Source organism: Chloroflexota bacterium, from assembly GCA_009840355.1.
In the GTDB taxonomy this organism is placed as follows: domain Bacteria; phylum Chloroflexota; class Dehalococcoidia; order Lucifugimonadales; family JADFKI01; genus Bin90.
In genome coordinates, this window is sequence record VXNZ01000023.1 from 1 (window position 1) to 14,434 (window position 14,434).

A 14,434-nucleotide genomic window follows, 5' to 3' on the forward strand; every position below is an offset into this window, starting at 1 on the left:
GTTATCAGTTTTCAGTTCCCCACATTGCTTACCGGGGGCTGACAGGGCTTGAGTGCGTGAAATCATATGTTCTGATTATAGGGGTGAGTGTTTGGGTTGTCAAGGGGAGGATGTGGATTCAAAGACGATTTCACAAATGCTCTTCGACTACTAGGTTCGCCTTTCCCACGAAAGCGGAAATCCAGAAATCTAGGAATTACAGGCGTCCTGATGCTTTTCACCCCCACCCTAACCCTCCCCCGTCAAGGGGGAGGGGATTTGTGAAATCGTCTTGTGGATTCAGGGTATTTCGGTTGTCACCTTGAACGAAGTGAAGGGTCTAAAATCGCTGTGTGGAAATAAGCCTGTCCGTAGTAAACGCGTTAAGATTTCTCGCTTCGCTCGAAATGACAAGAGTAAATTGCAAATGACAGGAATAAATGGTATTGCTAATAGGCGTTGGTGTCACATTCAACATTGCTTTTCATGTAGGCTTCACCCCCATCCTAACCTTCCCCCATCGAGGGGGAAGGGACAAAATGCCTCACTTCAACACGTGTAAGCAATACCGAATAAATTGCATTTGTGAAATCGTCTCAAAGATAATACACTTGTTTGAGTAGCCATATTTGGCGGATATTAAGGAGGACATACCAATGGCTGACGCCAAACCGTTTAGCTTCAAAAATCTCTTCGCGAAGAACGCGCCCGAAGGCAGGGACGCTCCCGTCGTTAAGCGCGGCAAGTATGACTTCGCGGTGGCGTATCCGGACCCGAAGTCGATGCCGCTCGACGGGCTGGTGGATGCGCTCAGGCAAGGGCTTTCCGAAGAGGGAGACGACCTCGCCATCTACGCGAACCAGAGCGGCTATGCGCCGCTTCGCCAGTTCGTTGCGGATAAGCTGGCGCGCGACAGGGGCATTAACATCGGGATTGACGACCTCATCATCGGGGACGGCTCCGGACAGCCCATCCACATGATATGCGAAGCGCTGTTGGATCCGGGCGATGTCGTGCTGGTGGAGAACTTCGTGTACTCCGGCACGCTGGGGCAGCTACGGCGCTTCCACACGGACATCCGCGGCGTCGAGTGCGACGACGAAGGCATGCTGCCGGACGCCCTGGAAAGCGCGATTGTCAAGGCGACAAGCGAGGGCAAGCGACCTAAGTTCATCTACACGATTCCCACATTCCAGAATCCGCAGGGCTGGACGATGACGCTTGAGCGGCGCAAAGAGATGGTGCGCTTGTCGCAGAAGCACGGCGTGCCTATCCTCGAAGACGACTGCTATGTTGACCTGCGCTACGAAGGCGAGGATGTTACATCCATCCACTCGCTAGACGACACGGGCAGCGTGATGTACGCGGCGTCGTTCTCCAAGATTATCGCGCCGGGCATGCGGCTGGGCTATCTGACTGCGCCGCGCGAGGTGCTGGATGTGGCGCGCGTGGTGAAGAGCGGTGGCGCGGCGAACCAGTTCGCGTCTTGGGCCGTGCACCGCTATTCGGCGGAAAATCTGGACGAGCACATCGTGGAGATTAACGACATACAGCGCGCGAAGCGGGACGCAATGCTGGCGGCGCTGGGCGAAAACTTCGGCGGCGCGGCGACTTGGAGCAAGCCCGAAGGCGGGTTGTTCATCTGGCTGCGTATGCCCGAAGAGGCGGACATCACCGCCATACGCGACAAGGTGCTGGATACGGCGGATGTGGGCTATCAGGCTGGACCCTTGTTTGCGCCGGATGGCGTATCGGGGCGCAACTACGCGCGCCTGTGCTTCGGCTACAATACGCCGGATGAAATCCATGAAGGCATAGCGCGGCTCGCCGAGGCGTTTGAACGCGAGGGCGTGATGGGGTAGGTAGGTTGTCAGTTTTCAGTTTGTCAATTGACAACTCTATATTAGGTTGTGTTGACTTTGCGCCTAGCGCTCTGTTTTCGCTCGTCATTTCGAGCGGAGCGAGAAACCTAAACTCGGAAACGGGCTTGCAAGCAACGACTTTAGATTGAGAGTGTTCGGAGCAACGGATTAAGGGCGTTATTCAAGGCAGGTGCGCTTGTTTTCAAATGTCCGCAGAACCCAGATTCGATACCATCCGTATGAATTGAGTAATCTATACCACCGACTGACAAACTGACAACTGACGGACTGAAAGACTCCTATGCGTATTTGTTCTTTCTTGCCAAGCGGGACGGAGATTGTGTTTGCGCTGGGGCTGGGCGACTCGCTTGGCGCGGTTAGCCACGAGTGCGACTATCCCGCGGCGGCGCTCGACAAGCCGAAGATTGTGCGCAGCAAGTTCGACGCGAATGCGCTGAGCAGCCAAGAGATCGACCGCATCGTAACGGAGATGTACAGGCGCGGCGAACGCATCTATGAAGTGGACGAAGATGTGCTGCGCGATGCTGCGCCGGACCTCGTCATCACGCAGGAGCTTTGCGATGTGTGCGCCGTGTCATATGAGGATGTGCGGCACGCGGCGTCTCGCCTGCCCTACCCGCCGAATGTGATTTCGCTCGACCCGGCGTCGCTGCCCGACATGCTTGACGACATACGGATGGTTGGCGACCTTTGCGGCGTGCCGGATGCGGCGGCTGCGTTTGTCGCAGAACTTCGCGGGCGTATGGATGCCGTGCAATCACGCGCGTCAGCGGCTGAAGATACGCCGCGCGTGGCGTGCATCGAATGGCTGGATCCGCCAATTGTGGCGGGGCATTGGATACCGCAGATGGTCGAGCTTGCCGGTGGCGTTGACGCGCTCGCCAAACCGGGCGCGCCGTCTCGCCGCATTACAATGGAGGAACTTGCCGAATCGCAGCCCGATGTGCTGGCGCTCATGCCCTGCGGTATGGACGCGGCGCGCGCACGCGAAGAATTTGAGCGCTTGGGCAATCTCGACGAATGGCGCAAACTGCCGGCGGTCGCCAACGGGCGCGCCTACTTCGTAGATTCCGGGTCGTACTTCAGCCGCAGCGGTCCGCGCCTAGTGGACGGGCTGGAGCAGATAGCGGAGATGCTGCGTCCGGGCGAGTTCCCTAGCGCGGCGGCTGAGATTGTGCGGGCTGACTACTAATTTACATCTATGTACACGATGATGGGCAGGATGGGGATTACACATCCAGGTTCTGCACCTCTAGCGCGTGGGCTTGGATGAAGTTGCGGCGCGGCTCTACTACATTGCCCATCAGGATGGAGAACATTTCGTCCGCGCTGCCAGCGTCCTCGATAGACACCTGCAATAGCGTGCGCTTTTCCGGGTCCATCGTAGTCTCCCAGAGCTGCTCGGCGTTCATCTCGCCCAAGCCCTTGTAGCGCTGTAGGTTGATGTTGCGCCTGCCTTTGAGCTGCGCCATTACGCCCTCGCGCTCGCCCTCGCTGTACACCCAGTACGACTGCCTGCCCGAGCTTATCTTGTACAGCGGCGGCTGCGCGATGTACAGGTGGCCGTGCTCGATGAGCTGGCGCATGTGGCGGAAGAAGAAGGTCAGCATCAGCGTGCGGATGTGCGAGCCGTCCACATCGGCATCTGTCATGATGATGACGCGGTGATAGCGCAGTTTGCTGAGGTCGATGTCGTCGTCTAAGCCTGCGCCGATGGCGGTAATCATGGAGCGGATGGCGTCGTGGGCGAGCATCTTGTCGGCGCGCGCCTTTTCCACATTCAGGATTTTGCCCCACAGCGGCAGAATCGCCTGATTGCGGCGGTCGCGTCCCATCTTCGCAGTGCCGCCTGCCGAATCTCCTTCCACGAGGTAAAGTTCACAGAACTCCGGGTTCTTCTCGGAGCAGTCCGCGAGCTTGCCGGGCAGCCCGCCGCCGTCCATCGCGTTCTTGCGGATGATTAGGTCTCGGGCTTTTCGCGCAGCGTCCCGAGCGCGCTGCGCCGTCAGGCACTTTTCGATAATGCGCTTGGCATCCTGCGGGTTGTCTTCTAGGTAGTACTGCAACGCCTCCGCGACCACGCCTTCGACCTGCGTTCTCACTTCCGGGTTGCCCAGCCGCGTTTTGGTCTGTCCTTCGAACTGCGGTTCAGTCAGCTTCACACTGATGACCGCCGCCAAGCCTTCGCGCACATCCTCGCCGGCGAGATTCGGCTCGTTTTCCTTGATGAGGCTCTGCTTGCGCCCGTAGTCGTTAATGATGCGGGTTAGCGCGCTGCGGAAGCCGGTGATGTGCGAGCCGCCGTCGATGGTGTTGATGCAGTTGGCGAAGGAATGCACGAACTCGGTGAAGCTGTCGTTGTACTGCATCGCCACTTCGACGATGGTGTTTTCGACCTGTTTTTCGGTGTAGATAGGGTCGGGATGTACGACCGATCGCTTCTGGTTCAGGCTGCGAACGAAGCTGGAGATACCGCCCTCGAAGTAGTAGGTTACCTCATTGTTGGGCCAAAGATTTTCGTGTCCGCGCCAGTCGCTGCGGAAGGTAATCTCCAAGCCTTTGTTCAGGTATGCCATTTCCTTGAAGCGCTGTCGCAGCGTGTCGAAGTCGTACGCGAAGTCCTCGAAAATCTCGTCGTCGGGCATGAACGACACTGCGGTGCCGGTCTTGCGGCGGCTGCCCTTTGGCAGCGACTCCGATGTGAGCGCGGACTGTCCCCTGCCGCGCGAGAATGACTGTGTGTACACCATTCCGTCGCGGCTGACTTCGACTTCTAGGCTTTCGGAGAGCGCGTTGACGACCGATGCGCCGACGCCGTGCAGCCCACCGCTTACCGCGTACGCCTTGCCGCCGAACTTGCCGCCTGCGTGCAGCGTGGTCATAACGGTCTCAACGGCTGTCATGCCTGTCGTGGGGTGAACATCGACGGGGATGCCGCGTCCGTCGTCTTCGATGCGAACCGTGCCGTCGCGCTGAATGTGAATGGAGACGCGAGTGGAGAATCCTGCCATAAACTCGTCCACGCCGTTGTCCACAATCTCGTAGATAAGGTGGTGCAAACCGCGCTGGTCGGTGCTGCCGATGTACATGCCTGGGCGCTTTCGCACGGCTTCCATGCCTTCGAGCACCTGAATGTCATCGGCAGTGTACAGGTCTGCTTCTCTTGTAGTCGCCATATTTTCGCTCCTGACGATTAGGCTCAAATCGAGCCTGCGGCTGGGCAATCTGCGCGCAGATTGCGCATAGATTGCCCTTGGATTTCAGGCAGATTAAGCACCGGCGCATCAAGGATGCGCAAGCTTGGGCGCAGGCGTGCATGCCGGGGACTTGGCGCCAAAACACAAGCAGGTGGAAGGCGAACACGCGATAAAGATGGGATAAACGCCCAGTTCAAGTGGACAACAAAATGCGGAAATCATCAAGGTTTTCTATGACCACATTTTATCATTTTCCAAGACATAGTTCAAGCGCGAGAAACACATGTGTTCGCGCAGGATTGACATGGATATAGAGGATATTCAGGATGGAACGGGCGCGCCAAATTCTGAATATCCTCGTCATCCTTGTCAGTTAGAACGGCGGCGGTTGGCTAACGCGCTGATGATTTCCAGACCGATGCGGCTGGCGACTTCTGCGGTGATTGCAGCCGGTCCTTCGTAGTGCGGCGCGACTTCCACGATGTCCGCGCCGACAAGTTCCACAGACGACACTATGGTTCGCACCGCCTTGAGCAGCTGCGCCGATGTCATGCCGCCGGGTTCGGGCGTGCCGGTCGCAGGCGCGAACGCCGGGTCGAGCACATCAATATCCACGGACAGGTATATCACCTCAGGTCCGTCGAGCGCCTCGCTGATGGCGTCTTCCAGCACTGCCTCGAATCCCCTATCTACGATTTCCGCCATCAGGTGCCAGCGCATGCCCTGCTGCTTCATCCACTCGAACAGCGGTCGGTCGGGCCAGTATCCGCGCAGTCCAATCTGTATGAAATTGCGACCGGGAATTGCGCCGCTTTCCAGCAGGCGGCGCATCGGGCTGCCGTGCGCGATAAGCACGCCGCCATAGCCGGATTCGCCGGTATCCGCGTGCGCATCGAAGTGGATCATTCCCACGCGACCGTATCCGTGATGCTGCGCGACCGCCGTCGCAGCGGGCAGCGTGATGGAATGGTCGCCGCCCAGCACGAGCGGTATCGCGCCCGTTTGCAATGCCTGCATCGTCTTCATTCGCACCGCTTCGTGGCTGAGTTCGAGCGAGCTTGGCGGGCAGTTCGCATCGCCGAAATCCACGACTTTCACTTCCTGCGTCGGGTAAAGCTCGTACTCCATGTGGTAGAAGGTGTCGTTGGGCGCGCCGGAGTATCCCGCCTGCCTGATGGCGCGCGGACCAAAGCGCGCACCGGGACGGTTGACCACGCCCATATCCACCGGCGCGCCAATAACGGCGACATCTGCTTGCATTTCGGCAAGCTCTTCCTGTGACAACGCAAGCGGCGAGTGGATGTAAGTAGGTATGCCAAGAAACGCCGGCTGGCGGTCGGGTCCACGAAGGTCAGGCATAGGAAAACCTCGCTTTGCTGATAGGTATTCTGCGGAGTGTCGCCCGAGTGTCGAATGTAGTTCTTACACCCATTCTACCTGATTGACATCATTGACATTGGGCATCCCACCATCTCCCAGCCTTCCCACATCAAGGGGCAGACAAGGGTAGGTAAATGGTGAATTCAATGCAAAAACTTACTCTTTCTGCCATTCTGAACGCAGCGGAGTGAGGAATCTAAAATAACTGCCATAAGACAACCCCTTTCGTAGTCAAGGATGTTAGATTCCTCACTCCGTTCGGAATGACAAGGAAAAACTGCCAAAGCTCCGTTAATCAAGTACCTACCCCTGTCAGCACATCAAGGGGGAAGGGACGCATCCTACCCATCCCGCACATCCTGTTGAATGACAGTGGGAACGGCGCAATCGCCAGGTCTTTCATTATTGCGGATGTCATTTTATAATCGCTCTAGCTTATGAATAATAGTGAAAGGAGTGAGGTGAGGTTTATGGGTGAACAAGAAGCGTCTCTGGAAGCATTTCTGCAAGCTTGGGGGAACTACCCTACCGGCGTATCCGTGGTTACTTCGATCGAGCCGGACGGCAGCGTGCACGGTATGGCGGCGAACGGCATAAACTCCGTATCGCTGGACCCGCTGCTCGTGCTGGTGTCCGTTGGGCACAACCGCAATTCGTATCCGCTTATTAAGGATGCGGGCAGATTCGCAATCAATATACTGAGCGGCGAGCAGCGCGCAATTGCGAGCCACTACGCGTCTCCCGCAGAGCGGCGCAGCGCGGACTTTGATGTGTCGTTCACCTTCACCGAGAGCGGCGCAGCGTTCATAGACGGTAGCATCGCGTCTATGGATTGCCGCACCGTGCACGAACATGTCGAAGGCGACCATACTATCTTTATCGGTGCAGTGGAACGCATCGACCTTAACGACGGCGAGGCGCTCGCCTACTGCCAAGGCAAGTTCGGCCGCGTCGTGCTGGACGGATAGCCATGACATACACACTAGCCGACCTGGACGCGATGAGCATCGACGAGGCGAACGCGCTGCCGTTCGACGCGCGGGACGGATTGCTGGATATGATTATCGCCGACGGACGCAAGCAGACGACAGCGCTTGATTCGTATCGCATCGGCTTGTACGGCGACTACTTTGAGGAAGACATGCTGCGGATGCTGAAGGTGCGCGCCGTCAAGGTGTTCGTACGCGGCACGACGCCATCGGGCTTCGACGGCGAGATTGTCGGCGATACGGACGAAGAGCAGTACCGCGCCGCATTCCGCCACACGCAGATGTCTCTCGAAGCGGCAGGCACGGACTTCAGCCGCGTGGTTACGCTCGTCATATTCCTGACCGACATGAGCAAGTGGCAGCTGCTGAACGAAGTGTATCGCGAGTTCATACCAAATCCGCCGTGCAGAGCGGTCATCGGCACGACGGGACTCGCGCAGCCGCCGTTGCGCATCGAGATAGTGAACTGCATCGCCTACCGTGTGGCAGCATAGAAACTTACATCGATGAGACGATTTCACAATCCTTAATGTTGTCATTCCGAACGCAGTGAGGAATCTGAAGCATGTCCCTGCCTTCGCAGGGACCGTCGCATGCAAACCTGTTTCCGACTTTAGATTTCTCGCTTCGCTCGAAATGACAGGTATAAGTCGCAAATGACGGGAATAAGTCGCGAATGATAGGTGTAAGTCGCAAATGACGGGAATAAATTGCATTTGTGAAATCGTCTTACATCGTTGGACAGCATAGGCAGGATAGGGGCAGAAGATGAAACTCGGAGCGATAACAAACTCTTGGCGTGAGCGGCTGGAGAACGAGAGCGTAGAATCGCTGGTGGGACAGGCGGCAGAGCGCGGTGCGGCTCACATCGAGCTGCGGCAAACTTGCCTTGCCGCATGCGAGAGCGGCGAGGGCGATGCTTGGCGCCCGAACATCGGCAATTTGAAGGCGCTGGTCGCGCGGTATCCCGACATGTCCTTCAACCTCGCGGTGGCGTATCCGTGCTTGTCGCAATCCGCGCAACCGCAGTCCGCATTGTGGGAATCGATGCTGGACGCCGCGATTGCCGTGTCGCCCGACGCGCCGCACTTGCGAATGGTTGATCCCTCGCGCTTCGATGCGCTATGGGAATCGCCGGACGACATACCGCAGACCGCGATGAGCATTGCGGCACTGGTACAATCGGCGGCTGAACGCGGCGTAACGCTGTCGATGGAAAACTCCGGTCAGCCGATACGCAGCCTGGCGATGCTGGTGCAGGCGGTCAGGGACGCGCTGCCCGCAGAACAAGGGATAATGCTCGGCCTTTGCCCCGATCCCACGAACCAACTCCGCATCGACGCGGACAGCGACCCGGTTGGCGAGATAGAGGCGCTGCCGGTTGACATGATAAAGATCGCGCACTTCAAGCAGACGCGCGGCGGCGATGCAATTCCCACCGTGGACAGCGGCGATGTGGACTGCCATCGCATGCTGCAAGCGCTGCAAGACAAGGGATACACCGGCGCCGCCATAATGGAAATCCCACCGCACGACGATGTGTTCGACAACCTGACCGCGAGCTTTGGCTATTTGCGGGGCTGACAGGACAGATAGGATGGATGGGATTAGGATGAGTGCCTTATCTTGTCCGTCCCGTTAGTCAACATCTTTAACATCGGCGGCCGGTGTTTGGTCTGGCAGCAGGTCTTCCATTAGGCGGATGCGGCGGGTTAGGGCGGATACGGCAACTAGCGTGATGAGCATGAGGCCGGCGACGATGTACATCAGCGCCATGCCGCGTCCCTCTCCCACGCCGATGAATGCGCCCACGCTTCCGGCGAGCGCGCCGCTTTCCGCCATCATAGGCTCGAACACATGCTGCGCCAGTGGCCCCGCCACAAGCACGCCAAGCGACTGCGCGCCGATGCCCAACGCCACACGCAGCGAGAATATACGACCGAGCACTTCCGGCGCTGCTTTTTCTTGCCATATAACTCTGTTCAGCCCGAACATGAACATGAATGTAACGCCGAGCAGGAACACGCCTGCCGCCATCAGCGGTATGCTCTCACGCACGCCTATCAGCATGCTCGCAAGTCCGGCAAGTGTCAGGCTGACAAGCATGCCGGTCATACGGCGCTTTGGCCCGCCCCACGCAGTCAGCAGGAAGCCCGAAACCATCGCGCCTGCGCCGAACGCGGAGAGTATCAGTCCCGCCGCGGTTTCGTCCGCCACGCTCAGCGCGATGGGTGTCGATAGCGCGTAGCCGATTCCGGGCATCAGGAACATGGTGATGGTGATGAAGACCATCAAATACACGAACGACGGTCGCTGTCCGATGTATCGCAGCCCGAACACGAAGCCGTCCAGCAGGTTCGCGCCACGGTCGGCACTGACCACCGGGCGCGGTATCACAGATACAGCGAGCGCTATGACGCTCACGCCGAATGTCACGAAGTCCACGATGAAGATGATGCCAAGCCCTGCGGACGCCACCAGCACGCCGGCGAGCGCAGGCGCGAGGATTATCTCCAGCGATACGGTCATCTGCGTGAGTCCCGCCGCTCTGCCGAGGTTCTCGCGCTTAACGAGCAGCGGTACGCTCGCCTCGAAGGACGGGATGACAAATGCGTTTGCAAGCCCGTTCACGGCGAGCGCGACATACAGGTGCCATATCGCCAGCGTGTCGGTGAAGAACAGGATTGCTACGACAAGCGTACTCAGGCTTGCGACAACATTGCCCAGCAGCATCACGATACGGCGATCCCAGATGTCGATGAGCGTGCCGGTGAATATGGACGCCAGCCCCAAAGGAAGCACGGCGAAGAAGAGCATCGCAGTGTACGCGGTGGCGTCGCCAATCTCCAGCAAGACCCAGATGCCCAGCCCGAACCGCGTCATGCCAGAGCCAACAAGCGATATAAGCTGCCCAAATGTGATGGCGTAAAACGCCTTTTGTCCGGAGAATCTCGACATGAAGAGGCTAATGTAGAAGATAAATGTATAAGGTGTGTATCAGTTAGTATAGCAAAAATTGCTATTGGACGCCTGAGATTCTTTGTCTCATATTATGTGTTGTGGCTAGGTGTTGTGGCTAGGTGCTGTGGACAATTGGAGCATTCCCGTGAAGCATGTCCTCGTGAAAACGGGAATCCGGAATCCCTGAATCTTAAAATATAGCAGTTTTTGTCATATTGGCGCCGCCTGAAGGCGCTGGATTCCCCTGTTTGCACAGGGGAACAGGCTCTGCTTCCCCAGGAATGCCTGGACGCAGTTGTGAATTGTCCACAGAACCTAATTGACATTCTTAACATTGACGGACGGTGTTTGGTCTGGCAGCAGGTCTTCCATTAGGCGGATGCGGCGGGTTAGGGCGGATACGGCAACTAGCGTGATGAGCATCAGTCCTTCGATGATATATATCAGTGCCATGCCACGTCCATCGCCCACGCCGATAATTGGACCGAAGCTTCCGGCAAGCGCACCCCCTTCCGCCATCATAGGCTCGAATACATGCTGTGCCAGCGGGCCTGCGACGAGCACTCCGATAGATGAGGCGCCGCTCCCTAGCGCCATGCGAAGGGAGGATATCCGACCGAGCACTTCGGGCGCTGCCTTGACCTGCCAGATAACCCTGTTCATCCCGAACATGAACATGAAGGTTACGCCAATGCAGAACGTGCCCGCCGCCATCAGCGGTATGCTCTCACGCGCGCCAATCAGAATGCTCGCCAGCCCCGCGATCGCTAAGCTTGCCAACACGCCGTACATTCGGCGCTTGGGACCGCCCCACGCCGTTAGTAGTATTCCTGAAATCATCGCTCCGGCACCGAAGCTCGACCGTATCAGTCCAGCAGCTCTTTCATCGGCGACGCTTAGCGCCAGAGGCGTGGAGAGCGCGTATCCGATGCCTGGCATGAGGAAAAATGCCAAAGTGACTAAGGTCATTAGGTACACGAAAGGTGGCCGCTCCGCAATGTAGCGAAAGCCGAAGATGAACTCGCCCAGCAGACTGGTGCGCTCATGGTCGGGGTCGGAGGCAGGCTGCGGGATCGCGGATAGGGCAAGCGCAATTACGCACGCACCGAAGGTTACGAAGTCCACGATGAAAATGAAGCCTAATCCGGATGAGACAAGAAGTATGCCTGCCAGAGCCGGAGACACGATAAGCTCCAGGGAAGTGGTCAGCTGCGTCAGACCTACTGCCCGTCCAAGATTTTCCTTCTTGACAAGCATCGGCACGCTGGCTTCCATCGAAGGAATCACGAATGCGTTCGCAATGCCATTGACGGTTAGTACAATGTACAGGTGCCATATCTCCAGCGCGCCGCCAAAGAACAGCAGCGCTGCGACCAGCGTGCTCAGGCTGGCGACGGTATTGCCGGCGAGCATGACTACGCGGCGGTTCCACCTGTCCACCAGTGTGCCGGTGAATATCGAACCAAGTCCCACGGGAAGCACGGCGAAAAACAGCAGCGCGCTGTATGCGGTAGTGTCTCCGGTTTCGCGCAGAACCCAGATGCCCAGCCCGAACCGCGTCATCCCAGAGCCAAGAAGCGATATAAACTGTCCAAATGTGACGGCGTAAAACGCCCTTTGCCCAAAGAATCTCGACATTGAGTGGTTATTGTGTAAAGTAAATGTGGAAAGTGTATTAGTATAGCGGAAATCGCTATTGGACACTTGAGGTTCTTTGCCTCATACTAACCTTCCCGCACAAAAGGAAGGTAGCAGGGTGCATTGCCGCGCGACTAGGATTCGTACTTCCTGCCCAGCTCTTCCTCCCAGCGCAGGTAGTTCATCATGTCAGCGAAGCCGCGGTCGGTGCCTGCCGGCACCACATCGGCGGGTGTGGACATTACGCCTGATAAGCCTTGCTCTACGCCTCTGCCGGCTTGACGCCATGCGCTCATGCCGCCTTGCAGCACGGCGACTTCGGAGTAGCCTTCGTCGGCAAGCGTGGCGGCGGCGAAGGTGGACGCAATGCCGTCCGCGCAGGTTGCGACTACGGGCGCAGACTTGTCCGGCGCGAAGTCGGCTATTTGCGCCTCAAGCCAGCCGCGAGGCACCCAGCGTGCGCCGGGAATATGCCCTTCGGCGAACTGCTGGCTCGTGCCGACGAAGATGATGGTCGCGTCAGTTTTTTCTTGGATGTACGCTGCTGTTCCACCACTTGTATCCACAAGCGTTGTGGATGTGTCGGACGCTGACGGCACATCGGAGGGCGCGAGCATTCGAACCTTGTTTTGCGCATCGTCCCAGCCGAGTGGCTTTGCTTGCGAATGTCCTCGCTCTAGCGAATGTCCGGCGCGCTGCCATTCGCCCGTGCCGCCATGCACGGCGTACACATGCTCATGCCCCATCTGCCTGTACCACGACGCGGTGATTGCCGCGCGCGCCCGTCCGTCGCAGCAGAACACGATGGGACAGTTCTTCACGACGGCGACTTCATCGGAACGCTGCACAGCCTGCCCGCCTGCGAACCAGCGGAAGCCGGGGATATGCCCATCCGCATACTCGCCTTCGGTTCGCACATCCACAAGATACACGGTCTCGTCATCGTGCCGCGCCATAAGCGCCTGTAATTCACCCGCGTCGATGTACTGCACGCCGTCTTCTTCGGCTATGCGGTCTGCGTATGCCTCGGCGGCGGCGATGCCTTCTTCGGACAGGTCGGGCAGTTCAAGACGGTCTGCACCTGATTCGAGCGAGTATCCGGCGAGCGACCAGCCCGCCGTACCGTTCTTCAGCCCCACCACGTTCGGCATGCCCATGCGCTGCAAGACGCGCGTGCCGATGATGCTGCGTGTGCGCCCCGCGCAGTTGATGACGACCGTTGCGTCGTCGCTGAGGTCTTTGGTGATGTCGGTGATTCGGAGCGCAAGCTCCGCGCCCGGCACGCTTCTGCCGCCGGGGATGCAGAGGCGCTGATACTCTTCGGGCGTGCGCGTGTCGAGTATGACCAGATCGTCGCCGCGCTCGATGCGCTCGCGCAGTTCCACTGCGTCTATTTCGGGGACATGATGCACGACCTCAACCTTTTCGCCGAAGTCTTTGCTCGGCACATTCACGCCCCACTCGGTCAAGTATTCCTGTGTAACCCAGCGGTTGATGCCACCGTCCAGCACGGACACATCGGAGTAGCCGAGCCGTCTCAGCGTGTCGGCGGACAGCGCAGCGCGGCGCGAGTCGTCGTCACAAAGCACGACCGGCGTTGCGGTATGCGGCACGGCGTCGGCAATCTGCGCCTCGAGATCACGGCGCGGGATCAGGCTCGCGCCAGGGATGTGGGCGTTGTTATACTCGCCCGTCTCGCGCACATCTATCAGCGCGAACGGCGAGCCACCCTTCAGCAGCGCGTCAAGGTCTTGCGGGGAGATTGTTGCGGACACTACTTCACCTTTTCGATTTCATTCTATGTTCCAACTTGCATGAATTGGCAGCGCGCGCGTCCGAACGCGAAACTCTTCCACAATAGCTATGACACCTGACACAACGGCGTCTTCTAATGTCGGTAGTGCAAGTTCCAACATTCGGTTGACATTGTCCACTCTAGAATCAGTTAAGCGAATCTGAACAATCGACGGTTCCATCCTGCCAGACAGCGCGACTAACTCCGAGAAGTCCAGATCTTGCGTAAGCACTACCCGTTGCAACTCGATTGCCTTCGGCACAATCTCTTCATCCGCAGAAGTAGCTGCCATTACGGAGACAACCGGAATGCGTCATGCCCAATCTCGTTAAGAAACTGCACAGTGCGCGGCGAGATATGAATGTCGGTCAGTAATCTCACCCGATGCTCACTGTCTTCTGGCTAGCGAGCCACGCGCCATACGCAGTGCACTGATGAACATCCTCTAGTTCAAGGATGGGATATTCCCGCAGGATGTCGTTTGCCGTATAGCCATTGCCAATAAGCTTGAGCACGAATTCAACCGTGATCCGCATGCCTCTAACCGTGGCCTTGCCCTGACACACGCTTGGATTAATCGTTATGCGATCGAATGTCATCGTTCTGACCCTG

General features: G+C 58.0%; 12 protein-coding genes. 5 read left to right on the plus strand and 7 right to left on the minus strand.

Annotation, left to right across the window (positions count from 1 at the left end; genetic code table 11):
- Positions 1 to 635: 635 nt before the first annotated feature.
- Positions 636 to 1,841, plus strand: a complete 1,206-nt coding sequence (locus F4X57_05650) for a PLP-dependent aminotransferase family protein (GenBank protein MYC06638.1) — start codon at positions 636 to 638, stop codon at positions 1,839 to 1,841.
- A gap of 301 nt (positions 1,842 to 2,142) precedes the next feature.
- Positions 2,143 to 3,054: a cobalamin-binding protein gene (locus F4X57_05655; protein MYC06639.1), complete on the plus strand. Its 912-nt coding sequence runs from the start codon at positions 2,143 to 2,145 to the stop codon at positions 3,052 to 3,054.
- A gap of 37 nt (positions 3,055 to 3,091) precedes the next feature.
- Here the strand turns inward: F4X57_05655 and gyrB are convergent, their stop codons facing one another.
- Positions 3,092 to 5,038, minus strand: a complete 1,947-nt coding sequence (gene gyrB / locus F4X57_05660; GenBank protein ID MYC06640.1) for a DNA topoisomerase (ATP-hydrolyzing) subunit B — start codon at positions 5,036 to 5,038, stop codon at positions 3,092 to 3,094.
- Positions 5,039 to 5,428: 390 nt separating this feature from the next.
- Entirely contained in the window at positions 5,429 to 6,418 is a 990-nt protein-coding gene (speB, locus tag F4X57_05665) for an agmatinase (protein ID MYC06641.1), read from the minus strand.
- A gap of 458 nt (positions 6,419 to 6,876) precedes the next feature.
- Between speB and F4X57_05670 the strand changes: the two genes are divergently transcribed.
- From F4X57_05670 to F4X57_05680, 3 genes are all read left to right on the plus strand, one after another.
- Entirely contained in the window at positions 6,877 to 7,407 is a 531-nt protein-coding gene (locus F4X57_05670) for a flavin reductase family protein (GenBank protein ID MYC06642.1), read from the plus strand.
- Positions 7,408 to 7,409: 2 nt separating this feature from the next.
- Positions 7,410 to 7,922 (plus strand): RidA family protein, encoded by a 513-nt coding sequence (locus tag F4X57_05675; GenBank protein ID MYC06643.1) that lies wholly within the window; start codon positions 7,410 to 7,412, stop codon positions 7,920 to 7,922.
- Positions 7,923 to 8,196: 274 nt separating this feature from the next.
- Entirely contained in the window at positions 8,197 to 9,012 is an 816-nt protein-coding gene (locus tag F4X57_05680) for a sugar phosphate isomerase/epimerase (protein MYC06644.1), read from the plus strand.
- 54 nt (positions 9,013 to 9,066) lie between these two features.
- On the opposite strand, the gene F4X57_05685 is transcribed toward F4X57_05680, so the two are convergent.
- The 5 genes from F4X57_05685 to F4X57_05705 form a co-directional block, all read right to left on the minus strand.
- On the minus strand, positions 9,067 to 10,386 hold the full coding sequence (locus tag F4X57_05685; GenBank protein ID MYC06645.1) for an MFS transporter: 1,320 nt from the start codon (positions 10,384 to 10,386) through the stop codon (positions 9,067 to 9,069).
- 318 nt (positions 10,387 to 10,704) lie between these two features.
- Positions 10,705 to 12,027: an MFS transporter gene (locus F4X57_05690; GenBank protein MYC06646.1), complete on the minus strand. Its 1,323-nt coding sequence runs from the start codon at positions 12,025 to 12,027 to the stop codon at positions 10,705 to 10,707.
- Between the two features lie 134 nt (positions 12,028 to 12,161).
- Positions 12,162 to 13,802: a rhodanese-related sulfurtransferase gene (locus F4X57_05695; GenBank protein ID MYC06647.1), complete on the minus strand. Its 1,641-nt coding sequence runs from the start codon at positions 13,800 to 13,802 to the stop codon at positions 12,162 to 12,164.
- A gap of 18 nt (positions 13,803 to 13,820) precedes the next feature.
- Complete coding sequence (locus F4X57_05700) at positions 13,821 to 14,114, minus strand: hypothetical protein (protein ID MYC06648.1); 294 nt, start codon at positions 14,112 to 14,114, stop codon at positions 13,821 to 13,823.
- Positions 14,115 to 14,199: 85 nt separating this feature from the next.
- On the minus strand, positions 14,200 to 14,421 hold the full coding sequence (locus F4X57_05705; GenBank protein ID MYC06649.1) for a DUF433 domain-containing protein: 222 nt from the start codon (positions 14,419 to 14,421) through the stop codon (positions 14,200 to 14,202).
- Positions 14,422 to 14,434: the final 13 nt, after the last annotated feature.